A 26,411-nucleotide genomic window follows, 5' to 3' on the forward strand; every position below is an offset into this window, starting at 1 on the left:
TTGATTGCGTCGATTGCTCGCAACAGACCATCTCCGCGTGCGCAACATTCGTTGTTGGGATGGGGCGCTGGCATCGCGCTGCCGATGAAAGTTGTTCGAAAGTCGGAACACCAGCTGCAACAATGTTTTGCTGCCAGCAGACTGCGTCGCGCTGGGTCCGTCTGCGATACTCGTTGTGTGCATTGATGCTTGCGGCCCGCGATTCGAAGCGGGCTTTTTTGGTCACACAGAAACGCAGGACGAATACAAATGAATGCCTCTCTCGAAACGCTGTTTCCGGATCACGTCCATACCGAAGGCCACACGGTCACCGCGCTGAATCATCAGGACATCGTCGTCGCGTTGTCGGCGGCGCTGAAGACGCAGGACGTCGCGGTGCTGCATATGCTCTATCCACGCACCGACGCGCGCACGCATCGCAGTCTCGACACGCTCGTCGACCTGCTGCATGGACACGGCCTGCATGAAGTCGCGGATCTGATCGCGCGGGAAGCGCACTACCTGTTGTTCACGGACCCGGTGAAGGCGTGGAAGGTGTTCCACGAAATCCGCAACGATTCGCTCGCGATCGGCGTGCATCTGTACTATCACGGGCTCGTCGGCGAAGCGGCCGAACGCGCGCTCGACAAGGACGCGCATCGCAAGGCTTGATGCAGTCAACGGGCGATCGGCGGGGACGCGCGCCGACCGATCGCCGTTGATCCTCGCTTCACTTCCTCAGCGCGCGCTCACCGCCTGAATGAATTCGTCCAGGTAACGATTGAACGCGGACGGATGCGCGAGGTTCATGCCGTGCGACGCACCGCGTACCGTTTCGCGGCGCGCATCGGGCAACCATCCCTGCAACGCCGTCACCGTGCGGTGGAACATGTCGGGACTCTTCTCGCCGTCGATCAGCAGCACCGGGCAGCGCAGGTCGGCCGCGTCCTCGGGCACGTAGGCGGGTAGCGGATCGCGGAATTGCCGCGCGAGCGTGTGCGCGTTGTCGGTCGCCATGCGGCGAAAACCCGGCGTGCTCATCGCCCAGAAGCCGGGGCGGCTCACCGAATCGACGAACAGTTGCAAGCCTGCTTCGACCTCGCCGCTTTCTATCAGTTGAGCCGCTTTCGCGCGCAATGCGTTGACCGGCTCCGGCAGGCTCGCTGGCGGACGTCCGGCGATCTGCAGCGGTCCGCCCGGATCGGCGAGCGTCAGCGTGCGCACGTGTTCGGCATGGCGTCGCGCGCAATGATAGGCGACACAACCGCCGCGCGAATGCCCGACCACATGCGCGGGCCCTGCGCCGAAACCAGCGATGAACTCCGCCACTTCATCGGCATGGCTGCTCCAGCTGAACGGCAGGTCCGCCCCACTATCGGTGACTGGCCAGTAATGCGTGAGGCTGACCGCGATGCAGAGACAGCGCTTCGACAGACCGGCCAGTTGCGGCTGCCAGTAGCGGTAGTCGCACAACGAGCCGTGCACGAACAGCAGAGGTTCGCCGGCGCCGGCCTCGATGTAAGGCATGCGCAAGCCGCTACGTAGTTCGATGAAGGATGGTGAGGACAGCGACGAAGCGGAGACGGATTGATTCACGGGTGGTGTAAGGGCGGCGCGACGTCGGCACGCGAATGCGTGCGGAGCCGGCAATGAGAGCTTTGGGAAATGAGCGTACCGGCGTCCATCAAAATGGGAAGCGATGTGTATTGTCACATAAGCGTTGGCGACGCGTCGGGCGGCATCGATCCACCCACGCGTGGCGACACGCGGATTATTCGCGTTAAGAACACTTCATCAGTTGGGCGATGCGGACACCATGGCATCAAATGCCAACATTGCCGCGCGTGAAGACATGCCAGAGGACATGGAATCGTCCACGCGCCGGCGACGGATGCACTACTCGCTCAGGAGGCGCTGTATCTCGTCAAGGAATGAGGTAGTCGTGTAACCATCTACCTCGTAACGAAATCCGCGACGGAACCATTTTTGGAATGCGGCTTCCAGATCATTCTCGTTCGGGTGCTCGCTCCTGAACGAGGCTAATTCTCGGATCAAATTTCGATGCCAGTAAGATTCATTTCTTTTGTAGCTCGCGATAATTTCCGGGACGGTATTTCCAAAAAGGTCGAAGTCCTGGCCAAAATAGGTAGTGAATATATGCTCCATCGCAGGATAGCGCTCTGATAAATCCATGTCTTTCTCAATCAACGTAAGCGGTAAAGACGTAATAGGGCATTCCATTATAGGCTTCGTACTTCAGCGTGACAAAAACCTCGTTTCTTCGAGTAAGTTTTCCAGTGTCCCTAGTTATTCCGTAACCAATGTCACCGGAAACGACTTTGGTAACTGTGATCGTGGTGTTTGGGGATGCAGTTTGAGACCATTGCCTGATTCTTGCAGCGTGGGCGTGCAGTGTTTCCGAAATGGCGCGTTCGGCCTGTTCAAGGTTCGTAAACGACGATACCACGTCTCTTTTGGGTTCGCGTTTCAGCCGGTCCCTGAGCCATGCCTCATCTTTTCCGACATGCTTCACGATGGTGTGTCCACCCACTCCGCGAAGCATCTTTGCCTCATGTTCAATCAGCCTGATCCGGCCCATCGTGACACTGGCCGCGCGTGCTGCTTTGATCGAGCCAGCAAAGCCGAATGGCACGGCCATATCGACTGACAGGCCGATGTTGTTCGCCAAGTCGGGGCTGGCTTTCATCGCCTCGGCCAACTTCGTCGTCCCTTGCTGGGTCAGCGTGGCAGTATCCCGGCCCGTCCAGATCTGACGCAGACCTGCCGCCGCCGTATCAGATCCATGCACGCCGAACACAACACATCCGGCCTTGCTCGACATCGTCGGTTCTGGAAGCACACACAGAGCCCCCGCACCGACCATTTCCAGCACTCCGCCGACAACCTGCAAACCGCCCCATAGACGGTTGGAAAGCATCTCCATGGGGCTGATCGACTGGCGGGAGAGCACCGCCGCCAGTTGCGGCGCACTGAGCACCACGCGCACGCCGTCCGAATCCTGTTGATACGACATTCCGAACTCCAGTAGCTATTGGGACTGCCAAGCTAGCAGGCGACCACAGCGGCACGGAATGGGCGATGGATGATTTTAATGTCTCGTTGCGATCAACGAAATCGTAAATAGTTGTCAAAACGGGCTTATCCCGAATTAATGCGGTTGACCGTGGTCCGTTTCGATGGTTAATTCGCGAGGTATCACCTGAAAACTCTTGAGGAGTGCAATGGAGCTACTGAAACAGCAAAGCAGTGGAACGGATTGGACAGTCGAGGAAGAATGCGACCTTTGCCGTATCACCTATTCGATCTACTCAAACTTCCCGCCGATGCCGCACGCACAGGCCCTGAACGCCGAAACCGGCGAGTTCTTTCCGTTTGACAGGGTCCGTAAGATGAAATCCGGCTACGCCATGGCCGAAGCGCTGGGTTACGCATGGGCGTGCAATTGTCGCGAACGCTCCCCCAAACGGTTCAATGAGCAGTTCGAGCTAAGAGACTCCACCGGCAAGCGACAGGCGGGGGTGCGCTACAGGATTAGCGTCGGTTCGATGGTTATCGCGAAAGGTGTCACCGATTCCCAAGGGCGTACCCAGCGTGTTTCGACAGATAACGCAAACCAGGTTTCCATCGAAGTTGCCGGGCAATAGCGGTAGACAGCAGGTAAGTCTTTTACCACTGGTGAACATATGACAAATGAATTTCTGACCAAGAATAGCCAATACTTCAAAACCGACGAGAATGAAGAATGGACCGAGGTCGGCACAGCCATTACCAATACCACTCCTGGGTCAATATCCAATGTCGTATTCAATACGACGCCTATCTGTCCAAACATGAGGAACAAGGAATTTAGAAACGAGGTCATGCGGGCACGTGATATCGGTGCCGAGTTAATCAAGAGACGCATTGAGGGTCTTGCGCGTTGGGACGAGAAGGAGCAGGAGCGCGTGAAAACTTTCTTTGCCCGCGCGGACGAGACCACAAAAATGGTACTGAGCGCTGGGCTGCCGCGATTGCTCGCCGCAATGGAGCAACTGGCGCCGGAGAAGATCGTACGATTTGATAGTGACACGAATAGGATGCTGTCGTGTGTACCCAAGCCGGATTCGGGTAAGAATCACGCTGCGGTGTGCAAGCCCGATTCGGAAAATCGGGTCATCGCAATCTATTCCGCGTTTTGCAGCAGCCCATTCGGTCAATTGTGGAAACCGTGCAAAATAAAAACAATAATCCACGAATGTACGCACTTCACGGACACGTTTGATTCGCGAGATGAGATCTATCTCGATACGGAATCCGGGGCGCGAATATGGGCGGCGAACCATCGAGAAGAGGCGATTAGAAACGCAGATAGCATAACCGGATATATAGCAACATTCGATAAAGACGTAGAGGAAAAGAAATGAGCTTTCGGTACCGCACACTTGTCGCCGTGCTTAGCTTATGCGCAGGTCTTTGCGGACCAGCCTTCGCAGAGCAATCAATCGACGCCGTGGCGAAGCATAAGCCATCCAGCACTGGATGTCGCTTCGTGGAGCATGTAGAACTACAACTGCCGTTCAACAGCACTGCACTCTCGAAGGATAACCGGCTGTCAATCGAAAGGGCTGTGAAAGAGGCGCAGAAATGGCCAGATGTGAGGATTCAGGCAATCGTGATCGCTGGCGCATATATCGGCGAGCGCGATCTTGATATCTTGCAGGATCGCCGTGGCGAGGTGGTGAAAGGATATCTAAGGAAACTCGGAATCCCGAGTCCGGACATATATGTAGAGCCTAAAACTTTGACCGATGTGTTTGCGCAAAAACTTCCCGATGGCAAGATCCGTGTCAATCAGATTGAAATAGAACTAAGTCCGATTTGCAAGGGTAGCTGCGAATGGATGTGCGACGATTCAAGGCTTTGGCCACCGACCACGCCCGCCAGCCCGTAAGCACGCGAACATAGACCCGCCTCGGCGGGTTATTAAAGGTTCTGGCTGTCTCAAGCGTGAGACCTACAATGGCATGCCGTATTACGTCCTGACGGCTTTCGTCGATCTGTGAGAAAAGCGCTTATGAAAGAGAATCCACTGTATCCCGAACTCAATCAGCTTTTTGGTGTGTACCTCAACGAGAATTGCTCGTACTGGGGAAGCACCATTGAAGCTATCGTAGGTTGCTATAAACGCGATAACTCCACAGAAAGCATCAAGGGCATCCTTGTTGAAATCGAGAGTTTCTGGAAGGCAGATTCCGACCATCTGGACGCTGCTTTCGAAGAAGCAAATGGCTCGCAGTTTGACCCTAAGTTGTGGACTCATAGGACTGCATCGTTTCTCGACGAATTGAAGCGCCTTCTGAGCGCGTAATCCACTGGTCGTCGCCGCGCGCGGAAGATTCGATGTCAGCCAGTGCTGCGCAATTTAGCAGGCAACCAAGCCCCCACCCACCACTCACTCGCCCCCGGCTTCATCCACCCACCCCGCCGCTGCCGCCGCCCCAGCGCCGCGCACCGCGCAGGTCAGCGGTTCGTCGGCGACGTGCACGTCGAGGCCGGTTTCCTCACTCAAACGCCGCCCCAGATTGCGGAGCAGCGCGCCGCCACCGGTCAGCACGATGCCCTTGTACGCGATGTCCGTGATGAGTTCGGCGGGGGCCGATTCGAGCCCGCGCTTCACCGCGCCGATCACCTGACTCAGTGGCGCTTCGATTGCCTCCGAAATATCGCGGTTGCTCAGCTGCACCGTGCGCGGTAGCCCGTCGTCGACGCTGCGGCCGGTTGCGTTGATCTGCTCGAGCGGCACGTCGTGCACCGCCGAGGCGATGGCTCTCTTCACGTGCTCGGCGGTCTGCTCGCCGAGCAGCACACCGTACAGATTGCGCACGTAGCTGATGATCGCCGCATCGAAATTGTCGCCGCCGACGCGCACCGAGCCGCTATACGCGGTGCCGCCCAGCGCGATCACGCCGACCTCGGTGGTGCCGCCGCCGATGTCGACCACCATCGAGCCGGTCGCATCGCGCACCGGCAACCCCGCGCCGAGCGCGGCCGCGAGCGATTCGCCGATCAGGCTGACCTTCCACGCGCCGGCCGCCTCGGCCGCTTCGCGGATCGCGCGGCGCTCGACATGGGTCGCCGCGGCCGGCACGCACACCGTGAATGCCGCGCGCCGGCTGAACAGCGAGCGCGGCCGCGCCATGTCGACGAATTGCTTGATCATGTGTTCGGCGGCGGTGAAGTTGGCGATGACGCCGTGGCGCATCGGCCGCACCGTTTCGAGATTGCGCGGCGCGCGGCCGAGCAGTTGGTGCGCCTCGGCGCCGATCGCGGCGATCCGTTTCGCCCCGCTCGAGGGCTGCGTCTCGAAACACACGACGGACGGCTGGTTCAGCACGACGCCGCCGTCGTTGGTATAGATAAGGGTGTTGGCCGTGCCGAGATCCACCGCCACCGAGTGGCGGAACAATCGCTCAAAGAGCGGGTAATGCGGCGTCGGTCTGGCCATATGCAGGCTCTGATGTGTCGTTATCCGCCTTCTTGGGCGGTCTGGAAATGCGCCCCCGGGTCCCCGAAGCCGCGCGATACGCCCGTTGGGCGTTGCGCTTCCCGCGCGGCGGGGGTGATTTTCAAGCTATTGCCCGTATGACGGCAAGCTCATCAGAATCTTTAGGCCCGCTTTCTATCAGAGTTGTGTCAATCGCGCGACAGCTTGCCCAGCGCGCGTTCCAGCGCGTCACGGCCGAGCGCGACACCGTCGGCGGTGATCGTGTGGCCGACGCCGGGCAGCATGTAGGCGTCGACCGGATAGCCGGCGGCGCTGAAAGCGTCGGCCGCGAATTCGAGTTCGCGCACCGGGATCACCTCGTCGTCCTCGCCGTGGACCAGCGTGAGCGGCGTCGCGCGGTTCGACGACACGATCGGCGAGGCGAGCCGCCCCGAATACGCGACGACGCCCGCCGCGCCCTCCGCGCTCGACGCGACGTGATGCAGCGCCATGATCGAACCTTGCGAAAAACCGACCAGCGCAAGCCGATCGAAAGACAACTGCCAATGCGCGAGCTCGGCATCGAGCACCCGGCGCAGCGCCGGATAGGCGGCGACGACGCGCGCCTCGCGGTTCGCCCCGTCGACGTCGCGCAGGCTGAACCACTGGCGGCCGCCGAAGCCGCCGTCGAACGGGTCGGTGCCGTCGAGCGACACGAACGCCGTGCCGGGCAGTTCCTCGCTCCAGATATCGGCGAGCGGCATCAGATCGCGCGCGTTGCTGCCGACGCCGTGCATCAGCACGACGAGGCTCGTCGCGGGCGCGTTCCGCGGTGCCGTGTGCGGCGCGCGCCGCCAGCCGTGTTCGAATTGCTGCCAACTCATGGTGGTGTCCTTTTTTCCGTGGTTTAGTGGTTCTGGCCTTGGTGGCTCAGCCTTAGCCGGGAGCATACGCCGCGTGCCGCGTTCGCGTCGCCGGGACCCGCATCGGCCGCCGCTGTGGCCGACGCCGGCGGGCGAATGCGGGTATGCTTTTGCGCATCGACGGAGCCGCCGCCGTGGCGCGCGGTCCGAGGCAAAACAATCCGGAGAACACCGTTTGAGCCAGCCCAACGCCGCGTCTGATTCCGCGTCGCCGCCGCCTCAGCCCCCCACGCCACCGCCGCCGCCCGCGCCTCTCGAAGGCGGCCGGCTGGTTCTCGCGACGATCGCGGTGGCGCTCGCCACCTTCATGAACGTGCTGGATACGTCGATCGCTAACGTCGCGATTCCGACCATTTCAGGCAACCTCGGCGTCTCGGTCGACGAAGGCACATGGGTGATCACCGTGTTCGCGGCCTCCAACGCAGTGGCGATTCCGCTGACCGGCTGGCTCACGCAGCGCATCGGCCGGGTCAAGCTGTTCGTCGGCGCGATCCTGTCGTTCACGCTTGCGTCGTGGCTGTGCGGCGTCGCGCCGACGCTGCCGATCCTGCTGCTCGCGCGGGTATTCCAGGGCGCCGTGGCCGGCCCGCTGATTCCGTTGTCGCAGGCGATCCTGCTCGGCTCGTATCCGAAAGAGAAATCGTCGACCGCGCTCGCGCTGTGGGCGATGACCGCCACCGTCGGTCCGATCGCGGGTCCGGCGCTCGGCGGTTGGATCACCGATAGTTATAGCTGGTCGTGGATCTTCTACATCAACATCCCGGTCGGCCTGTTCGCGGCCGGCGTCACGTGGATGATCTACCGCAATCGCGAATCGCCGACCCGCAAACCGCCGATCGACGTGGTCGGTCTCGGCCTGCTGATCACGTGGGTCGCGTCGCTGCAGATCATGCTCGACAAGGGCAAGGATCTCGACTGGTTCTCGTCGCCGGTGATCTCGATTCTCGGCCTCGTCGCGCTGATCAGCTTTGCGTTTTTCCTCGTCTGGGAGCTGACCGAGGAGCATCCGATCGTCGATCTGCGGCTCTTTCAGCAGCGCAATTTCCTCGGCGGCACGATCGCGATTTCGGTTGCATACGGGGTGTTTTTCGGCAATCTGGTGCTGCTGCCGCAATGGATGCAGGAGTATCTGAACTACCGATCGATCGATGCCGGTCTCGTCACCGCACCGCTCGGCATCTTCGCGATCATTCTCGCGCCGATACTCGGCCGCGTGCTGCCGCATTCGGACGCACGCGTGATCTCGACGGTCGCGTTCGTCGGCTTCGCGATCGTGTTCTACATGCGCTCGAAATACGTGATCGAGGTCGACACGTGGCACCTCGTGCTGCCGACGCTGCTGCAAGGCATTCCGATGGCGCTGTTCTTCGTGCCGCTGACGGCGATCATCCTGTCCGGCCAGCCGCAGAGCCGGATTCCGGCGGCGGCGGGTCTGTCGAATTTCGTGCGCGTGTTCTGCGGCGCGGTGGGCACGTCGATCGCGGGTACCGCATGGAACAACCGCACGATCCTGCATCACGTGCGGCTCACCGAACAGGCGTCGGTCGACAACCCGTTGTTCGCGCAGCAGATCGACAACACGGAGTCGGTGCTGCATCTGAGTCCGCAATCGGCGCATGCGCTGTTCGATTTCACCGTGAACACCCAGGCCGCGATGATGGGCCTGAACGACATTTTCTTTGTGTCGGCGATCATCTTCGTGCTGATCATTCCGCTGATCTGGATCACGCGGCCTGCCAAGGGCGGCGGCGGCCCGGATGCGGCCGGCGCGCATTGACGCAGCTTCGGTTTCGCGCGACGGCGACGCTCGCGCAGTGGCTGCGCAGTGGCCGCGAGGTTGCGTCAGCGGAAATAGCGCGCCGGCGTGTCGCCGAACGCATCGCGAAACACCGCGATAAACGACGACACGTCGTTGTAGCCGACTTCGAGCGCCACCTGCGTGACGCTCTCACCGGCGCCGAGATGTTCGAGCGCGGCTAGCAGACGCAACTGCTGGCGCCATTGACCGAAGGTCTGCCCCGTTTCCTTCGCGAACAGGCGCGCGGCCGTGCGCGCGGTCACGCCGGCAGCCGCGGCGAGTTCCTCGAGCACCAGCGATTGCGCGGGATTCGCGCTAAGCGCCTCGGCGATGCGCTGCGCGCGCGGATCGCCCGGCCAGTTCAGGCCGAGCGGCGCGGCGGGCAAGCCGGCGACGCGATCCAGCAGCACCTGCAGCAGACGGCGGGCGGGTTCGTCGGGAGAGTGATCGTGCGGCAGATCGGCCGCGGCGGCGAGCAGCGCCTGCACCAGCGCGTCGGGGATCAGCGCGCCGGTCTGCGTGGGTAGCGGCGCGGGGTCGGCGGCGGGGTCGGCGGTGTCGTCCATCGCGGAATCGGTCGCGACGTAGAGCGAATACAACTGCACGGGCCGCCTCGCGTGCAGGCAGTGCAGCGTATTCGCGGCGATCCACAGCGCGCGGGCGGGCGGCACGACCCAGCGGCCGGCCTTCGTGCGCACCGTCAGCACGCCTTCGCAGACGTGAATCAGATGCGCGCGCCGATACGCGCGCCACGGCTCGTCCAGCGTCGCATGGCGCTCGCCGACCACGAAGACCGCTTGCTCGATGCCGTCCGGATCGAAGGCTTCCGTCATGGTGTCTGCTCTGACGCGGGACGTCCGCGAAGGGAGCAAGATTAGCACGCGCGCGGGGCCCGGTTGCGGGGCGGCTTCATACGGTCCGGCAGCCTCGAGCGCGGCCCCGCACGAGACCCGGCTTATCCTGCCCGCCTCACCAACTGCTCCAGCACCGCCCGATAAGAGGTCGTCCCGACCACCCGCTCGTTCACGCCATCCTCGAAATCGATCCACCCCGAGTTGAAGCCGTCGAGCATCTCGATCCGCGGCGCGGGCCATTCGGCGCCTTGCGCCTGAAACTGCGCTTGCCACTGCCCGCGCGGCACCGTCCGCGCTTCGACCGGGCGTCCGAGCAGGTCGCCGAGCAACGCGGCGATGTCGCGCTGCGTATAGCGCCGCGGCCCCTCGATCTCGATCACGCGCCGCCCCTGCCACGACTGCGTGAGCGTCTGCGCAACGACATGGCCGATATCCGCGGTCGCGACCATTGGAAACGCACGTTCGAGCGGCTGCAGAAAGCTCGGCATCACGCCGGATGTGCGCGCCGGGGCGATGTCCCACAGCGAGTTCTCCATGAACCAGGCCGGGCGCAGGATCGCGGTTGGGATCGACAGATCGGCGAGCGCCTGCTCGAGAATATGCACCTGCGTGATCAGGCCGAGCCCCGTTTCGCGCTGCCCGCCCACCGACGACAACGCCGCCACCCTCCCCGGCCGCGCCTTCGACAGCGCCTCCTTCAGCACCGTGGCCGCCGCATGCGCGTTCGGATAACCGGGCAGCGGCGCGAAGTTCGGCGCGATCATGACGAACACGCCGGCCGTGCCGCGAAACGCGGCGGTGAGCGCGTCGGCGTCGTCGAACGACGCGATCGCCACTTCGGCTCCGCGCTCGCGCCACGGTGCCGCCTTGCTTTCGTCGCGCAGCACGGCACGCACCGCGTGCCCCGCGTCGAGTAACGCGCGTGCCGCCGCGCCGCCCACCTGTCCTGTCACACCGGTAATTGCAAACATGCTCTTCTCCTCGATGACGGCGGATGCCGTGATGGGACGAATTCTCGGTGTGGCGCGGCGATTTCGCGAGAGCATGGATGTCATTTGTTTAGTGACTTGATGTCATCAAGTCTCCTGTCGGCGCATCTTATATATCGCTGGATCAGTCTCCTCCGTTCATGTATGGCCAGGAAATGCACGCAACATCGGACCGGTCTTTTTGCGCGCGGCGATCAACGACTAGGCAGTGTCCATGCCAAAGGAGAAGAAAGTAACGAAGCCGTCCTCAGCTGGCGTTCAGGGAGGAAAGCGAGGTGTCATGTGCAGCTGCGAAGTGTCGCAAAATCGGACGCTCACAGAGATCGACGTTGGCGGGATGTCTGAAAATGGGACGCATCGAGTGTGAAGGGCTCGATTGCATGTGGGGTGGTGTCGTCGCTCAGAGAGCGAAGTGCGCGATGTCAGCTAGAAAGACTGACGCCTGGATAGATCCAGGGCTCGAGGGAGAGTGATGGCAGGGGAAGAAGGATTCGAACCTTCGAATGCCGGAATCAAAATCCGGTGCCTTAGGCCAGCTTGGCGACTCCCCTACGTAGGGGCGAGATCCTACCAGAGGATTCGCAAAGAGCAAAGGGTCTGGCAGATCCGGTGAGATGGGTTCGCTCAATGGTGATCCACCGGTCGCGGCCTGAGCGGCTCGCCTCCACGGCATTCGAGCGCCGCCCGGTCCCAGCCGCCGAGATCCGCGGCGGCTTGATAGGTGCTCTCGAGAAAAGCCAGCAGCGCTCGCTCGGGGTCGTTCGACGTGCGGACCCGTTCGTACGGAAGGATGAATTCGCCGAGCTTGTCGTCGAAATAGGCGCCGGCCGGCAGGGGTGTTGCCTTGGCAAAGCCGTCAGGCGACGGGTAAGCGTAAGAGTAAAACGCCGGGAAAGGTGTCGCCGGTCCCCCCGGCCAGAATCCGGCCGACGATACTTCGTGGCTGTAGGCTTCGCGCGTCACTTCATCGGGTAGCGCCGGAACGCCGCCGGGGTGGAGAGGCGCGCGGCGTCCAGAAAAACGCGTCACGGCGAGATCGAAGCTACCCCAGAAAAGATGGACCGGGCTAACCTTGCCGATATAGCCGGTACGAAACCGCTCCAGCACACAGCAGACCGTGACGAGCGCTTGAAAGAAACGGGTCACGGCATCCGCGTCGTAGGGGCGCGCTGCATGGTCGTCCTGGAACGGCACGGCGTTCGGGATCTCGTTGGGTCGGCCGTGAAACACGGGTTTGCCACCGAGTTGCGCAACCAGATCCAAAAAGTTGGCGTGGAATTGTGCAACCGACATCGGTACGAGCGCGAAGTGCGCCTTGCGTCCATCCGCAGCGCTGCCGACCACGCGATGCTCGAGAAAGTCGAACTCGATCTCCACGCCGCTCGCATCGGGGATAAGCGACGTCGTCAGGCCACGCGCGCTAACGTACAACGTAGCGTGCCACGAATGGTTCAGCCATGGAGTTCGGGCGAGCTTGTACTTGCCGGCGATTTGCGTGTAGAGGTGCAACGCGGCGCATGTGCCGCGCCAGGCGTCGTACGGAATATCAGTCCAGGTCGCGCTCATAGAGGCTCCATCACATATTCGTCTGTGTCATCGCCAAATGACGCGCGCCCCAGTCCTTCAAGGTGCGCTGGTCGCTGAATGACCTTACGCCAGACGCAAAGTCTTGTCACCTATCGCGCAATGCGATGGTTACCGGTTGCGCAGGGTTGCTCCCGCACTGCTCGGTCCAGCCGATTGCGTTCTGTGAGCGCACGGATAAAAAATAGTTTGACAGACTATCGTAAGATATATATCTTACGATGCATCTTACGACATTCATGGGAGACTCCCAGATGCGTCCTCCTCATCGTTTTTCCGGCCCGCGCGGCGCGCAGAACCGTTGTCACGCGGGCTTCGGCCATCCGTCGCTGCATGCGGGCGGCTCAGCAGGCCGCGACGCGGCTGACACCACCACTTCCCCCGACCCTCGTCAACGCTTCCTGTTCCACGTTTTGCTTCACGGCTTCGGCCGTCATCACGCGCACCGCTTCGGCGGCCGTGGCTCGCGCTTCGGCGGTCATGGCGGCCCCGGCGGCATGGGCGGATATGGTGGTTTCGGCGGCGACGGCGATGGCTTCCCGCGTGGCCGCAAATTCAGCTCCGACGATCTGCAACTGCTGCTGCTATCGCTGATCGACACGCAGCCGAGTCACGGCTACGAATTGATCAAGGCGCTCGAGACGCGCTCGAACGGTTTCTATAGCCCGAGCCCCGGCATGGTCTACCCGGCACTGACCTATCTCGAAGAGCTCGGCTACGTCACCGTGCAGCTCGAAGGCAACCGCAAGCGCTATGAGCTGGCGGATGCGGGCCGCGAATATCTGGCCGCGAACCGCGAGCGCGTCGAACTGATGTTCGCGCGGCTCTCGCATATCGCCCGCAAGATGGATTCGGTGCGCCGCGCGTTGGCCGGCGAAGAGCCGGCCGACGTCAGCGAAGGCGGCTGGGTGCCGGAGCTGAACGAAGCGCGCCGCACGCTGAAGAACGCGCTGCTGCGCCGCGACAACGCGCCGGCCGACGAGCAGCGCCGCATCGCCGCCATCCTGATGCGCGCGGCCAACGAAATCGAAGGCGGCAGCAACGGCGGTAGCTAAGACCGGCAACGACAGCGAGCCGACCATCTGACAACGCGCGCTCATCCGCAAGACAACCCGCGCGTCCTCCCAAACCGAGCAGGAATACCACCCTCATGCAAGAACAACTCACTCGCCCTGACCTCGCCGTGCATCGCGTGCGGCATCCGCTGAAGTTTCGTCTGCTGCAGGTCAAGCAGGTGCGCGCGCTGACACCTCACCTGGTTCGCGTGACCTTCACCGGCGACGATCTTCACGACTTCGTGTCAGCGTCGTTCGACGACCACATCAAGGTGTTCTTCCCCGAACCGGGCGCCGACAAACCGACGCTGCCGCAAGCCGGCCCCGACGGCCCGGTGTTCCCCGAAGGCAAGCGGCCGACCGCGCGCGATTTCACGCCACGCCGTTTCGATCGCAACGCCCGCGAGCTCGACATCGAGTTCGCGATGCACGACGCGGGGCCCGCGGCGACATGGGCCGCGCAGGCGCAGGTGGGCCAGTATCTGGGCGTCGGCGGCCCGCGCGGCTCAATGGTGATTCCGACCGGCTTCGACTGGCATCTGCTGATCGGCGACGACACCGCGCTGCCCGCGATCGCACGACGTCTCGAAGAGCTGCCGGCGGGCACGCGCGTCGCCGCGGTAATCGAGGTCGCCGATCCGTCGGCGCGCATCGAGTTCACGACACAGGCCGAGCTGCACCTCGTCTGGTGCTATCGCAGCGAAGCCGACACGCAGACTGGCGCGCGCGGCGAAGCGCTGTTGCACGCGGTGCGCGACACCTGGCTGCCGGAGAACGGCGAAGGCTACGTGTGGGCCGCCGGCGAGGCGGCGACGATCCGCGCGGTGCGCCAGCATCTGTGCGGCGAGCGCGGCGTCGACAAAGCGCGGATTCGCGCAGCCAGCTACTGGAAACAGGGCGCCGTCGCGGTCCACGAAACGATCGACGACTGAGCTCCTGCTCGCGTGGCGCGCGGCATCAGCGGCGTACTTCGAACAACAACAAAAGGAAATCAACCGATGTACTCAATCACTGCACGACACGAACGGCATCTGCTGTGGGTGCTCGCGCTCACGCAGTTCACGATCATCATGGACTTCATGGTGATGATGCCGCTCGGTCCGCAGATCATGAGCGCGTTCCAGATCGCGCCGGCCGCGTTCGCGACGGCGGTGTCCGCGTATTCGTGGTGCTCGGGGCTGTCGGGCCTGTTCGCGGCGACGTATATCGACCGCTTCGATCGGCGCCGTCTGCTGCTCGCCATCTACGCGCTGTTCGTGCTGTCGAACCTTGCATGCGCGCTCGCGTCGAGCTTCGCGCTGCTGCTCGCCGCGCGCGCATTCGCAGGCATCTCGGGCGGCGTGCTCGGCTCCGTGATCATGGCGATCGTCGGCGACGTGATCCCGCTGCAACGGCGCGGCGCCGCGACCGGCACCATCATGACCGCGTTCTCGCTCGCGGCGATCGCCGGCGTGCCGGCCGGCGTGATGCTCGGCGCGCAGTTCGGCTGGGCGGCGCCGTTCTTCCTGCTGGTCGCGTTGTCGCTGCTGGTGTGGTTCGCGGCCTCGCGACAGGTGCCGTCGCTGGCCGCGCATCTGAGCCGCAGGCAGCCGCCGCTCGCGGAAGTGCTGCCCGAGCTGTGGGGACTGCTGAGCAACCCGCGGCATCTGAATGCGTTCGCGCTGACGTTCGTGATGATGATCGCGCACATGCTGGTGATTCCGTTCATCTCGCCGATGCTGGTCGCCAATCACGGCGTCGCGCCGCGTCAGCTGTCGTGGCTGTATATGGGCGGCGGCGCGGCGACCTTCTTCACGTCGCGCCTCGTCGGCAGGCTCGCCGACCGCTTCGGCACGCAACGCGTGTTCCGCTGCGCGGCGCTGCTGTCGTTTGTGCCGGTGCTGTTCGTCACGCATCTGCCGGACCTGCCGTTCTACGCGCTCGTGCTGTTCTTCCCGTGCTTCCTCGTCTTGATGAACGGCCGCATGGTGCCGATGCAGGCGCTGCTGACCGCGGTCCCCGAGCCCAGCCGACGCGGTGCGTTCCTGAGCGCGAACAGCGCGCTGCAGGCGCTCGGCACGGGCACCGGCGCGTGGCTCGGCGGGCTGATGCTGAGCACGTCGGCCGATGGCCGCATCGCCGGGTATGGAACCGTCGGCTGGACCGCGGTGGCGGTCGCGTGCGCGGCGGTGCTGTGGGTCTCGCGTGTGAAGGCTGCGCCGCGCGAAGCGGCGCCGGCCAGCGACGCTGGCGCGACGATGCCCCGCACTGCTGGCATCGAAGCCCACATCGCCGAAGAAGGTTAACGATGCAAGGTCGCGCGCTACGCCTCGTCGTCGGTGCTGCCGGTCAGCGCGCGCCGCGCGGCTTCGCCCTGTTCGTGCGACGCCGCGTAAAACACCCGCGCCCGGCCAATCACGATTTTTAGCGTCGCGATCACGGGCACCGCGAGAAAGATCCCCGCGACGCCGCCGAGCTGGTCGCCCGCGAGCAGTCCGACGATCACCAGAAACGGACTGACCTCGACGCCTTCGCTCATCAGATACGGATTGAGCACGTAGTCCTGAAACAGCCGGTACAGGCCGATGAAAATCACCAGCCACAACAGGTGCGGATAGCCGCTGAAGACCGCGACCACCAGCGTGATCGCGACCGCGGCCAGCGGCCCCGCGAACGGCACGAATTCGAGCAGCCCCGCGCTGACCGCGAGCAGAAATGCGTACGGCACGCCAAGCAGCGAGAACGCGACGCCGTAGCAAAACAGCGTGGCGAGCGACAGGAACAGCAGCGCGCGCACGTACTTCGACAGCAGCACGTTCACATCGTCGACGATCTCGTTCCACAGCACGCGATGCCGCCGGTTCAGCAACGCGAGAAACGCGTCGCGCATCCGTTCGCCGTCCTTGATCAGCAGGAAGCTCAGGATCGGTATCAGCACCAGATAGATCAGGTTGCTCGCCGCATGCACGACGCCGAGCCCGAGGCTGCGCGCCAACGGCACGGCCTTGTCGGAGCCGGTCTCGATCTGGCTGCGCAGGAAATCGACGATCCGCTCGCGCAGCGGTTCGAGAAAATGCGGCAACGGCAAACGGTTCGGCACGTCGGTGCGTAGCAGCCCGGGCAATTGCGAAAAGAGGCGCGTCGCCTGATCCTGCAATTCCACTCCGAACACCGAACCGACCACCGCGAGCAGCGCAACGACGACGACGAACACGACCGCGATCGACATGACGCGCGGCACGCGGCGCGGCCTCACGCGTTCGACCAGCGCGACCATCGGGTAGATCAGATAGCTGAAGAACACCGCGAACACGATGACGAGCACCGTCGTCGACGCGACATAGATGACGAAAAACAGCAGCGCGAGCAGAGACGCGGTCCAGACTTTCCTGGCCGCGCCGACGTCGAATCCCAGCATGAGGCGTCCTCGAATGGGCGATGCGGTACCGACGCAAAGAGTGCGCCGGCTGACTCTGGACCGTAACAGAAATTTACACGATACGTGTGTCGAACACCGCGCCGCGAGGGCGCGACGCGACGAGCACCGACGGCGTGCGAGGCGCTACGCACGTGGTGCGTCAGTGCACGGCTCGCGTGCCTGACTTTGCTGCGCCCGAAACCGGGCTGTCCGGGCAGATAACGCAGGGATGCACGAAACCGCGGCGAAACCGTGGCGCGCTAGCTCTTCACTCGCTCACGTTCCTCTGCAGCTTCTTCGGCGATTCTCGCCTGGATCCTGCCGGCGATTTTCTCGGCCGCTCCTTCGGCCTGCTTCGCGCGATTGCCGGTGACCTTGCCAATCGCTTCCTTGACCGAGCCCTTGAGCTCCTTCGCTGTGCCTTCTACACGATTCCTGTCCATGGTGCCTTCCTGCTAGGTTTGACTGTGGAGTTGCCTGCTGGCGTTGCAACGAAACAGCCAACGTACGGCGCGACGCGCCTCGTGATGGCGCGGATCGCTTCTGACGAAACGATCCGCGTCGGAGCAACCTGAAAATTGCTAGCATGCGGCGTTCCCGATACTACTGCGCCGCGCTTCGTCACTTGACCGTGACGGCGCCCTTCGCGGCGTCGCTGGCGTCATCCTTGCCGTGAGCCGGTTCAGGATGATCACCTTTCGAGCCGTGAAAGATATGCTGGAAAAGTGCCTTGTTCTTTGCGCCATTCAAAAGGTTCCGCAGCGCGGCATCGTCAACCGCGGGCTTGAACGAAAGCACTCGCTTGCGGTAGCGCTCCCTGCGCTCGTCGAGCATGTAGCTCGCCGGCAGCGGCGGTTCCCGGCTGCCCCCGTCGAGATCGATGCCCTCGAACCTCAGCAGCCCCGCATCGTGATTGATGAAGCATGCGGGAGGCTTGGTCCGGTCGATCCCATAGACGCACTGCTTCTGCAGATTGCCGGCGTCCGGCAGCTTGCCGCGGAAGATCTTGTCCCGCCGGAAAGTGCACATTTCTTCGCAGCACTGCCCGGCGGATTTTCCCTTCGCGCAAGACCGCAAGATTTCGGCCTTCAGAATGTCCTCTGGCACGGCATAGTAAATCGGATAACCGGCCCTCAGGTAAAGTTGTAGTTGCAACACTTCGTAACAGCGCCCCAACGCATGGATCGACGATACGAGCAAAGACCTTTCATCCGACTCCGTCGCTCGCGGAGCTGTTGCGATACTCGTCCCACGTCTCTCGGGTCCACCATTGCTTGTCGATATCGAAGAAACGATAGATCGAGAAAATCGGAATCGGTGCCGTGTGAACGCACCGAAGGTCGGAAGAGCGCCCGTGATGAGGGCTGTGAGCAGGCTGTGCCAGTCGGGACGGGGCTGAACTCTCTATCTAAGATTGCGCCCGGGTGGATGTCAATTGGCGCGCGGGGTCTGTGTGCGCCAAACCACAATCAGTATCGGGCGGCTGCTGGGTGGGACGTTGGGACTCGTGATGCCAGGCAGAGCCAATGGCGCTCGCGCTCCAGGCTCGCGCGCCGACGCCGGGCCCCGCTCACCGCACACACCTTGCGGCATGCGCGATGCCGCACAAGTCAGTCGCCATGCCCCGCGCCCAGCGCCGCCAGCGGATGCGCGCCGCCTTGCCACGGCGAGCTCAGGAAATGCCGCACGCGCTCGGGTTGCACATCGGCGAGCGTCGCCGGCGACCAGCGCGGTCGGCGGTCCTTGTCGATCAATTGCGCACGCACACCCTCGCGGAAATCGCCTTCGTCGATCGAGCGCTTCACGATGCCGAGCTCCATCCGGAAGCAGTCGGCGAGCGTCATCTGCCGGCCGCGCAGCAGCGCTTCGCGCGTCACGTGCAGCATCGTCGGCGAATGGGCGCTCAGTGCGTCGTAGGTCGCTTGCAGCCATTGCCGCACCTCGCGCGGCGGTTCGCGTTCGAGATCCTGATGCAGCGTCGCGACGATGCGCTCGACGCCCGAGCGCCGGTCGAAGTGGCGCAGTATCAGTTGCGTCAGCGCGCCGAGCGGCGCGTGCGGCACGATGTTGCACGGCGGCTCGAACACGGCGCGCAACGCGTCGATGCGCCCCGCGTCCGACGTGTCGTGCGGCATGCGCTGCAACCGTTCCTCGAAGCTCGCGAGCCAGTCGGCCGGCACGCACAGGTCGACCAGTTGCAGGCGCATCGCATCGGCGCCCGCTAGCGTCGCGCCGGTCAGCCCGACATACAGCGCAAGCTCGGCCGGCATCACGTTCAGAAAGCGGCTCGCGCCGACATCGGGCACGAAGCCGATGCGCGTCTCCGGCATCGCGATGCGGCTGCGCTCGGTCACGATGCGCAGCCGCGCCGCCTGGCCGAGGCCCATGCCGCCGCCCATCGCGATACCGTCGAGCAGCGCGACCACCGGCTTCGGAAACGTGTGCAACGCGTAGTCGAGCCGGTATTCGTCGACGAAGAACGCGAGCCAGCGCGGGTCGCCCTGCGTTGCGAGCCGATGCACCTCGCGCACGTCGCCGCCCGCGCAAAAGCCCTTGTCGCCGGCGCCTTTCAGCACCAGCGCGACGATTCCGGGATCGGTGCGGCATTGCTCGACCAGCACGGCGAGCTCGCGCACCATTGCGTGCGACAGCGCGTTGAGCGCAGCAGGGCGGTTCAGCGTGATGATCGCCACACGGTTGACGACGCGAAACAGCACGTCCGCTTCGGCTTGCGTATTCGGCGCATTGCGCGCTTCGAGCGCAACGCTTTGCAAAGTGCTCATCGCTGCGCCTCCCTTGGTGCGTGGCTCGTCTGCCAGCGCGGCGCGCGTTTATCGAGGAACGCGTTGACGCCCTCGCGCTGATCGGCGCCATCGAACAGATCGACGAAACGCTCGCGTTCGAGCGCGAGCGCGGCGGCGCGCGGCACGCCATGCCGCGCCTGATGGATCAGCTCCTTGCTGAAGCTGACCGCCTGCGGGCTCAAACCGGTGACCCGTTGCGCCATCTTCAGCGCGGCTTCACGCGCGGCGCCGCGCTCCACCACTTCTTCGACGAGGCCGATGCGCAGCGCGCTCGCCGCATCGACGCGCTCGCCGGTCAGGATCATCCGCTTGGCCCAGCCTTCGCCGACCAGCCACGGCAGCGTCTGCGTGCCGCAGCCGCACGGCAGCAGGCCGACCGCCGTCTCAGGCAGCGCCAGCACCGCATGCTGCTCGGCGATGCGGATATCGCATGCGAGCGCGCATTCGAGACCGCCGCCCATCGCATAGCCGTTGAGCGCCGCGATCACGACCGGCCGCGCGTTTTGCAGCGTTTCGAACGTCGCGCCGAAACGCGCCGCCGCGGCGCGCGCGACTTCGCGATCGCCGTCGGCGAAGGTGTTCAGATCGGCGCCCGCGCTGAAGAACTTCGGGCCGTCGCCGGTGATCACCAGCGCGCGCACGCGCGCATCGGCGTTCAACTGCTCGACGATGCGCTGCAATTGCAGCAGACCGTCGGGCGTGAAAGCGTTCGCGGGCGGCCGCTTCAACGTGATCAACGCAACGGCGCCGTCGTGCGCGTAATCGAGCTCGATCATTGCGTGCCTCCCTGGCCGTCACCGCCGCGCTCTCGCGAGCGATACAGCTTGATCACCGCCGAAAAGTCCAGACGTCCCGCGCCGTTCGTGCTCATCGTTTGATAAAGCTGCTGCGCGAGCGCGCCGAGATAGACCGGCTGACGCACGCCGCGCGCGGCATCGGTGGCGAGGCCGAGGTCCTTCAGCATCAGGTCGGTGCCGAAGCCGCCGGTATAGCCGCGCGACGAAGGCGCGGTCTCGATCACGCCCGGCATCGGGTTATACGTGTCCGAACTCCAGCAACGCCCGGTCGACGTATTGATGATGCTGCCGAGCACCTTCGTGTCGATGCCGAGCGCCTCGCCGAGCGACATCGCCTCCGCGACGCCAGCCATCGAGATGCCGAGCACGAGGTTGTTGCAGATCTTCGCGACCTGGCCGGTGCCGGTATCGCCGCAATGGACGATGTTTTTTCCCATCGCCAGCAGAACGGGCTTGACCTGCTCGTACGCGCTCGCGCTGCCGCCGACCATGAAGGTCAGCGTGCCCGCCGCCGCGCCGCCCGTGCCGCCCGACACCGGCGCATCGACGAAGCTGTTGCCATGCGCCGCGGCGAGTTCGGCAAACGCCTTCACGCTGGCGGGATCGATCGTGCTCGAATCGATGATCGGCACGCCCGGCGCGATGCCGGCGAGAATGCCGTCGTCCGCGACGAGCACGCTGCGCACGTGAGCCGCGGCGGGCAGCATCGTGATCACGCATTCGACGTCGCTCGCGGCGGCCTTCGGCGAGCCGGCCGCTTGCGCGCCCGCATCGACGAGCGTGCGCACGGCCTGTGCGCTGAGGTCGAACACGTTGAGCGCGTGGCCCGCCTTCAGCAGGTTCAGCGCCATCGGCGCGCCCATGTTGCCGAGTCCAATAAAGCCTATTTTCATGGTGTCGTCTCCGTATGTGCGTTCAATGCGTGCAATGCGTTCAACGCAGGCGGATCGTCGTGTTGACGCCGTCGCTGACGGTGTCGTCGTCGAACCAGCGCGCGGTGACCGTCTTCGTCTGCGTGTAGAACTGCACGACCTGCTTGCCGTACGGACCGAGATCGCCGAGTTTCGAGCCGCGCGAGCCGGTGAAGCTGAAAAACGGCACCGGCACCGGGATCGGAATGTTGATGCCGACCTGGCCGATATCGATCTCGCTCTGGAACTTGCGCGCCGCCGCGCCGCTTTGCGTAAACAGGCCCACGCCGTTGCCGAACGGGTTTGCGTTGACGAGCGCGATCGCGTCGTCGAGCGTCGCGACGTTGACCACCGCGAGCACCGGTCCGAAGATTTCGGTGCGGTAGATTTCCATGTCGGTCGTGACGTCGTTGAATACCGTCGGGCCGATGAAGTTACCCTGCTCATAGCCCTGCACGCTCACATCCCGGCCGTCGAGCGCGAGTGTCGCGCCCTCCTTCACGCCCGCGTCGATCAGACCGAGAATGCGTTGCTTCGCCGCGCGCGACACGACCGGCCCGACATCGGTGCCCGGCTCGTGCCCCGCGTTGACCTTCAGCGTCTTCGCCTTCGCGACGAGCTCGGGCAGCCACTCGCGCGCGGCGCCCACCAGCACCGCCACCGAAGTCGCCATGCAGCGCTGACCGGCCGCGCCGAACGCGGCGCCCGCGAGCGCGTTGAGCGTCTGTTCGCGGTTCGCGTCGGGCAGCACCACCGCGTGGTTCTTCGCGCCCATCATCGCTTGCACGCGCTTGCCGTGTTCGCTGCCGAGGCGATACACGTGCGTGCCGACCGCCGTCGAACCGACGAACGAAATCGCCTTTACCAGTTCATGCGTGCAGAGCGCATCGACCACTTCCTTGCCGCCGTGCACGACGTTCAGCACGCCCTTCGGCACGCCGGCTTCGAGCGCAAGTTCGACGAGCTGCATCGTCGACAGCGGGTCTTGCTCGGATGGCTTCAGCACGAAGGTGTTGCCACATACGAGCGCCATCGGGAACATCCACAGCGGGATCATCGCGGGGAAATTGAACGGCGTGATGCCGACACAGACGCCGAGCGGCTGACGCAGCGTGTAGGTGTCCACGCCACCGGCGACGTTCTCGGCGAATTCACCCTGCTGCAACGTGCCGATCGAACACGCGTGCTCGACGACTTCCAGACCGCGGAAGATGTCGCCCTCCGCATCGGGAATCGTCTTGCCCTGCTCCGCTGACAGCGTCTTCGCGATGCGCGGCATATGCTCACGAATCAGCGCCTGGTACTTCAGCATGATGCGCATGCGCGCGCCAATCGGCGTGTCCTTCCACGTTTTGAACGCGGCGTGCGCGCTGCGCACCGCCGCGTCGACTTCCGCGACGGTCGCGAACGGCACGCGCGCGAGCGCCGCCTGGGTGGCCGGGTTCACGATGTCGCGCCACTCGGTCGTCTTCGATTCGACGAACTCGCCGTCGATCAGCAGTTTGACGGTGGCCACGGCGCCGGCGACGTCGCGGCTGGTCTCGTTCGAAGCAAGGGTGCTCATGCTGAAACTCCTGTGCGATGGCCGCACGGCGGCCGGACAGCGATAGGGAAGGAAAAAACAGTGCCCCGACGCATTGAATCCGAAGCTCGAATTCGACGCGTGCGATTCAGACCGGGGCGGCAAAACCAGCAATGGCGAGGAATGAAGACAGTCAACGCAAGTCGGGGAAATCCTCTTCCCAGTACTCGTCGGGCAGACGCGCGGGTTCGGCCGCGCGCTCCATTTCGCGGCGCCGTAACTCGACGCGGCGGATCTTGCCGGAGATCGTCTTCGGCAGTTCGCTGAATTGCAGACGACGAATCCGCTTGTATGGCGCGAGTTTTTCGCGCGAAAACGCGAACACCGCGCGCGCGAGTTCGGGACCGGCCTCATAGCCCTGACGCACGGTGACGAACGCCTTCGGCACCGACAGACGCAACGCGTCCGCGCTCGGCACGACGGCCGCCTCGCCGATCGCTTCGTGTTCGATCAGCACGCTTTCGAGTTCGAACGGACTCAGCCGATAGTCGGACGACTTGAACACATCGTCCGAGCGGCCGACGTACACGTAGTAGCCGTCGTCGCGACGCAGCGCGACATCCGACGTGCGATAGAAGCCGTTGCGCATCGCCTGCGCGGTCGCGTTCGCATTGTTCGCGTAGCCGGTCATCAGGCCGAGCGGCCGTTCGGCGAGCGGCAGCGCGATTTCGCCTTCGGTCACGGGTTGGTCGTCGGCATCGAGCAGTTCGACGCGGTAGCCCGGCAGCGGACGCCCCATCGAGCCGGCCACGACCGGCTGGCCCGGCGAATTGCCGATCTGGCAGGTCGTCTCGGTCTGGCCGTAGCCATCGCGGATCGTGATGTCCCACGCGTGCTTGACGCGCTCGATGACCTCCGGATTCAGCGGCTCGCCCGCGCCGACGATCTCGCGCAGCTTCACCGGATAGTCGCCGAGCGGCTCCTGCACGAGCATGCGCCAGACGGTCGGCGGCGCGCACAGCGTGGTCACGTTGAAGCGCACCAGCGCGGCGAGTGTGTCTTTCGGCACGAAGCGCGGGACGTTGAACACGAACACGCAGGCCTGCGCGTTCCACGGCGCGAAGAAGCAGCTCCACGCGTGCTTGGCCCAGCCCGGCGAGCTGATGTTCCAATGGATGTCGCCGGGTTGCAGGCCGATCCAGTACATCGTCGACAGATGCCCGACCGGATAGCTCTGATGCGTATGCTCGACGAGCTTCGGCTTCGACGTGGTGCCGGACGTGAAGTACAGCAGCATCGGATCGCTGGCGTGGGTGACGCCGTCCGGCGTGAAATCCGGCGCCGCCTCGTACGCGGCGGCGACATCGATCCAGCCGTCGCGCGGTGCGCCGACCGAGAAGCGCGTGAGCGGCACGTCTAGCGCATCGAATTTGCCCAGCTCCGCGCTGTCGACCACGGCGAACTTCGCGCCGCCGATCTGCACGCGGTCGCGCACGTCGTCGGCGGATAGCTGCGTGGTGGCGGGCAGCACGATCGCGCCGAGCTTCATCGCGGCGAGCATCACGTCCCATAGCTCGACGCGGTTCGGCAGCATCAGCAGCACACGGTCGCCTCGACCGACGCCCGCGCCGCGCAGAAAGTTCGCCATCCGCGACGAGCGCTCCGACATCTGCGCGTACGACAGGCGCAGGCCGTCGCTGGAAGGATCGTCGACGATCCACAGCGCGGGGTTGTCGTTGTCGCGCGCAATCGCGTCGAAGTAGTCGAGCGCCCAGTTGAACTCGCCGAGCGCCGGCCACGTGAATTCGCGGTATGCGCGCTCGTAGTCGGTGCGATGGCGCACTAGCAGATCGCGCGCTTCGAGAAAGGCTTTCGCTGCTGTCATCGTCGTCTCCAGGTGGCGCTCTGGGCGCTCAGTTTTTTGCCGCTGGTTTTTGCCGCTCTTCCGCTCAACGAAGCATCACGGCCAGGCTATTGTGCGCTCAAACGCCGCCCTCAAACATGGCGCGCGATCACCATCCGCTGCACCTCGCTCGTCCCTTCGTAAATCTGCGTGATGCGCGCATCGCGATAGTGGCGCTCCACCGCATAGTCCTCCAGATAGCCGTAGCCGCCATGAATCTGGATCGCGTTCGAGCAGATCTCCTCGGCCAGCTCCGACGCGAACAGCTTCGCCTGCGACGCCTCCGACAGACACGGGCGCCCCGCCGAGCGCAGCCGCGCCGCGTGATGCACGAGCAGGCGCGCGGCGTTCAGGCGCGTCGCCATGTCGGCGAGCATGTTGGCGATGGTCTGATGGTCCTTCAGCGGCTTGCCGAACTGTTCACGCTCGCTCGCGTAGCGGCGCGCGGCATCGAACGCGGCGCGCGCGATGCCGACCGCCTGCGCGGCGATGCCGATGCGCCCTCCTTCGAGATTCGACAGCGCGATGCGCAGACCCTCGCCCGGTTCGCCGAGCAGGTTGGCCTCGGGCACCGCGCAGTGATCGAGCGAGATCGGACAGGTGTCGGACGCGCGAATGCCGAGCTTGTGCTCCGGCCGGCCGACGTCGAAGCCCGGCGTCGTGGTCGGCACGATGAAGGCCGACAGGCCGCGCTTGCCGCGCTCGGGATCGGTGACCGCGAACACGATTGCGAGCCCGGCGCGCGCGCCATTGGTCACGAACTGCTTGCTGCCGTTCAGAATCCACTGCCCGTCGCACAACTGCGCGCGGGTGCGCAGATTGTTCGCCTCGGAGCCCGCCTGCGGCTCGGTCAGGCAGAACGCGCCGATCGTGCGGCCAGTGGCAAGGTCGCGCAAATAGCGGTCCTTCTGCGCGGCGCTGCCGAAGTTAAGGATCGGCGCGCAGCCGACCGAGTTGTGCACGCTCATCAGCGTCGCGCAGGCCGCGCAGCCGGCTGCGATCTCTTCGAGCGCGAGCGCGTAGGCAACGTAGTCGGTGTAGGAGCCGCCCCACTCGGCCGGCACCATCATGCCCAGAAAACCGAGTTCGCCCATCTGCGCGACGACCTCGGCCGGCAGTTGCGCGTCGCGATCCCATTGCGCCGCGTGCGGCGCCAGACACTCGGTGGCGAAGTCGCGCGCGGCGTCGCGGATCATCCGTTGTTCGTCGGTGTAGAAGCTGTCCATGACTGCGTCCTCGTGGGTGCTGACGGCCGTGCTGGCGATCTCGGTGATGCGCCAAGTGTAGGCAAGCGGCTCACGCCACTCGATGCTCGCTCCGCTCACATTTGCTGAGCGCTTTTGCCATACTGCTACCATGCGCGTGCATGGCGCTTCGTCATTTCAGGGGTTTCACGAACCACGAGCCAACC

26 protein-coding genes and 1 tRNA gene are annotated in these 26,411 nt (G+C 64.1%); 9 read left to right on the forward strand and 18 right to left on the reverse strand.

Going from position 1 to position 26,411, the window contains the following annotated elements; all coding sequences use genetic code 11:
• Positions 1-249: 249 nt before the first annotated feature.
• Positions 250-651 carry a hypothetical protein gene (locus AB3X96_RS12860; RefSeq protein WP_368590029.1) on the forward strand — a complete coding sequence of 134 codons (402 nt, stop codon included), beginning with the start codon at positions 250-252 and terminating at the stop codon, positions 649-651.
• A gap of 66 nt (positions 652-717) precedes the next feature.
• On the opposite strand, the gene AB3X96_RS12865 is transcribed toward AB3X96_RS12860, so the two are convergent.
• The 3 genes from AB3X96_RS12865 to AB3X96_RS12875 form a co-directional block, all read right to left on the reverse strand.
• Positions 718-1,506: an alpha/beta fold hydrolase gene (locus AB3X96_RS12865; RefSeq protein WP_368590030.1), complete on the reverse strand. Its 789-nt coding sequence runs from the start codon at positions 1,504-1,506 to the stop codon at positions 718-720.
• Positions 1,507-1,875: 369 nt separating this feature from the next.
• Complete coding sequence (locus tag AB3X96_RS12870) at positions 1,876-2,172, reverse strand: contact-dependent growth inhibition system immunity protein (RefSeq protein WP_176383128.1); 297 nt, start codon at positions 2,170-2,172, stop codon at positions 1,876-1,878.
• Positions 2,173-2,179: 7 nt separating this feature from the next.
• Positions 2,180-3,013, reverse strand: a complete 834-nt coding sequence (locus AB3X96_RS12875; protein ID WP_368590031.1) for an RNase A-like domain-containing protein — start codon at positions 3,011-3,013, stop codon at positions 2,180-2,182.
• 208 nt (positions 3,014-3,221) lie between these two features.
• Here AB3X96_RS12875 and AB3X96_RS12880 point away from each other — a divergent pair, with 208 nt between their 5' ends.
• The 4 genes from AB3X96_RS12880 to AB3X96_RS12895 all read left to right on the forward strand — a co-directional run bounded on the left by AB3X96_RS12880 (position 3,222) and on the right by AB3X96_RS12895 (position 5,347).
• Positions 3,222-3,644, forward strand: a complete 423-nt coding sequence (locus tag AB3X96_RS12880) for a hypothetical protein (protein ID WP_368590032.1) — start codon at positions 3,222-3,224, stop codon at positions 3,642-3,644.
• Positions 3,645-3,683: 39 nt separating this feature from the next.
• On the forward strand, positions 3,684-4,403 hold the full coding sequence (locus AB3X96_RS12885; protein WP_368590033.1) for a M35 family metallo-endopeptidase: 720 nt from the start codon (positions 3,684-3,686) through the stop codon (positions 4,401-4,403).
• Positions 4,404-4,528: 125 nt separating this feature from the next.
• Positions 4,529-4,930 carry a hypothetical protein gene (locus tag AB3X96_RS12890; protein ID WP_368590034.1) on the forward strand — a complete coding sequence of 134 codons (402 nt, stop codon included), beginning with the start codon at positions 4,529-4,531 and terminating at the stop codon, positions 4,928-4,930.
• Positions 4,931-5,053: 123 nt separating this feature from the next.
• Positions 5,054-5,347, forward strand: coding sequence for a contact-dependent growth inhibition system immunity protein (locus tag AB3X96_RS12895; RefSeq protein WP_368590035.1), 294 nt, complete (start codon positions 5,054-5,056; stop codon positions 5,345-5,347).
• A gap of 84 nt (positions 5,348-5,431) precedes the next feature.
• On the opposite strand, the gene AB3X96_RS12900 is transcribed toward AB3X96_RS12895, so the two are convergent.
• Positions 5,432-6,484, reverse strand: coding sequence for a rod shape-determining protein (locus AB3X96_RS12900; protein WP_368590036.1), 1,053 nt, complete (start codon positions 6,482-6,484; stop codon positions 5,432-5,434).
• 188 nt (positions 6,485-6,672) lie between these two features.
• Positions 6,673-7,347, reverse strand: coding sequence for an alpha/beta hydrolase (locus tag AB3X96_RS12905; RefSeq protein WP_176106182.1), 675 nt, complete (start codon positions 7,345-7,347; stop codon positions 6,673-6,675).
• 214 nt (positions 7,348-7,561) lie between these two features.
• Here AB3X96_RS12905 and AB3X96_RS12910 point away from each other — a divergent pair, with 214 nt between their 5' ends.
• Positions 7,562-9,163, forward strand: coding sequence for a DHA2 family efflux MFS transporter permease subunit (locus tag AB3X96_RS12910; protein WP_368590037.1), 1,602 nt, complete (start codon positions 7,562-7,564; stop codon positions 9,161-9,163).
• 65 nt (positions 9,164-9,228) lie between these two features.
• On the opposite strand, the gene AB3X96_RS12915 is transcribed toward AB3X96_RS12910, so the two are convergent.
• From AB3X96_RS12915 to AB3X96_RS12930, 4 genes are all read right to left on the reverse strand, one after another.
• Entirely contained in the window at positions 9,229-10,017 is a 789-nt protein-coding gene (locus AB3X96_RS12915) for a helix-turn-helix transcriptional regulator (RefSeq protein WP_368590038.1), read from the reverse strand.
• Positions 10,018-10,139: 122 nt separating this feature from the next.
• The gene (locus AB3X96_RS12920; RefSeq protein ID WP_368590039.1) at positions 10,140-11,009 is read right to left on the reverse strand and encodes an NmrA family NAD(P)-binding protein; all 870 of its coding nucleotides are present in this window, start codon (positions 11,007-11,009) and stop codon (positions 10,140-10,142) included.
• Positions 11,010-11,500: 491 nt separating this feature from the next.
• Positions 11,501-11,578: transfer RNA gene (locus AB3X96_RS12925), tRNA-Gln, on the reverse strand.
• 73 nt (positions 11,579-11,651) lie between these two features.
• On the reverse strand, positions 11,652-12,593 hold the full coding sequence (locus AB3X96_RS12930; RefSeq protein WP_368590040.1) for a DUF5996 family protein: 942 nt from the start codon (positions 12,591-12,593) through the stop codon (positions 11,652-11,654).
• Between the two features lie 272 nt (positions 12,594-12,865).
• Here AB3X96_RS12930 and AB3X96_RS12935 point away from each other — a divergent pair, with 272 nt between their 5' ends.
• The 3 genes from AB3X96_RS12935 to AB3X96_RS12945 all read left to right on the forward strand — a co-directional run bounded on the left by AB3X96_RS12935 (position 12,866) and on the right by AB3X96_RS12945 (position 15,951).
• The gene (locus AB3X96_RS12935; protein WP_368590041.1) at positions 12,866-13,666 is read left to right on the forward strand and encodes a PadR family transcriptional regulator; all 801 of its coding nucleotides are present in this window, start codon (positions 12,866-12,868) and stop codon (positions 13,664-13,666) included.
• Between the two features lie 95 nt (positions 13,667-13,761).
• Positions 13,762-14,598 (forward strand): siderophore-interacting protein, encoded by an 837-nt coding sequence (locus AB3X96_RS12940; RefSeq protein WP_368590042.1) that lies wholly within the window; start codon positions 13,762-13,764, stop codon positions 14,596-14,598.
• A gap of 66 nt (positions 14,599-14,664) precedes the next feature.
• Positions 14,665-15,951 (forward strand): MFS transporter, encoded by a 1,287-nt coding sequence (locus AB3X96_RS12945; protein ID WP_368590043.1) that lies wholly within the window; start codon positions 14,665-14,667, stop codon positions 15,949-15,951.
• Positions 15,952-15,968: 17 nt separating this feature from the next.
• On the opposite strand, the gene AB3X96_RS12950 is transcribed toward AB3X96_RS12945, so the two are convergent.
• From AB3X96_RS12950 to AB3X96_RS12990, 9 genes are all read right to left on the reverse strand, one after another.
• The gene (locus AB3X96_RS12950) at positions 15,969-17,063 is read right to left on the reverse strand and encodes an AI-2E family transporter (RefSeq protein WP_368590044.1); all 1,095 of its coding nucleotides are present in this window, start codon (positions 17,061-17,063) and stop codon (positions 15,969-15,971) included.
• Between the two features lie 260 nt (positions 17,064-17,323).
• Positions 17,324-17,506 (reverse strand): CsbD family protein, encoded by a 183-nt coding sequence (locus AB3X96_RS12955; protein ID WP_368590045.1) that lies wholly within the window; start codon positions 17,504-17,506, stop codon positions 17,324-17,326.
• 178 nt (positions 17,507-17,684) lie between these two features.
• Positions 17,685-18,263: a hypothetical protein gene (locus AB3X96_RS12960; RefSeq protein WP_368590046.1), complete on the reverse strand. Its 579-nt coding sequence runs from the start codon at positions 18,261-18,263 to the stop codon at positions 17,685-17,687.
• A gap of 410 nt (positions 18,264-18,673) precedes the next feature.
• Entirely contained in the window at positions 18,674-19,846 is a 1,173-nt protein-coding gene (locus AB3X96_RS12965) for an enoyl-CoA hydratase/isomerase family protein (RefSeq protein ID WP_368590047.1), read from the reverse strand.
• A complete protein-coding gene (locus AB3X96_RS12970) occupies positions 19,843-20,643 on the reverse strand; it encodes an enoyl-CoA hydratase (protein WP_368590048.1) in 801 nt (266 codons plus the stop codon). The genes AB3X96_RS12965 and AB3X96_RS12970 overlap by 4 nt, the downstream gene beginning before the upstream one ends.
• Positions 20,640-21,557, reverse strand: a complete 918-nt coding sequence (gene mmsB, locus AB3X96_RS12975; protein WP_368590049.1) for a 3-hydroxyisobutyrate dehydrogenase — start codon at positions 21,555-21,557, stop codon at positions 20,640-20,642. The genes AB3X96_RS12970 and mmsB overlap by 4 nt, the downstream gene beginning before the upstream one ends.
• Positions 21,558-21,597: 40 nt before the next feature.
• On the reverse strand, positions 21,598-23,139 hold the full coding sequence (locus AB3X96_RS12980) for a CoA-acylating methylmalonate-semialdehyde dehydrogenase (RefSeq protein WP_368590050.1): 1,542 nt from the start codon (positions 23,137-23,139) through the stop codon (positions 21,598-21,600).
• A 151-nt stretch (positions 23,140-23,290) separates the two neighbouring features.
• Positions 23,291-24,982, reverse strand: a complete 1,692-nt coding sequence (locus AB3X96_RS12985; protein WP_176367191.1) for an AMP-binding protein — start codon at positions 24,980-24,982, stop codon at positions 23,291-23,293.
• A gap of 110 nt (positions 24,983-25,092) precedes the next feature.
• A complete protein-coding gene (locus AB3X96_RS12990) occupies positions 25,093-26,226 on the reverse strand; it encodes an acyl-CoA dehydrogenase family protein (RefSeq protein ID WP_368590051.1) in 1,134 nt (377 codons plus the stop codon).
• Positions 26,227-26,411 lie beyond the last annotated feature (185 nt).

The sequence above is a fragment of the Paraburkholderia sp. BR13439 genome, from assembly GCF_040948805.1.
Classification (GTDB): domain Bacteria; phylum Pseudomonadota; class Gammaproteobacteria; order Burkholderiales; family Burkholderiaceae; genus Paraburkholderia; species Paraburkholderia youngii.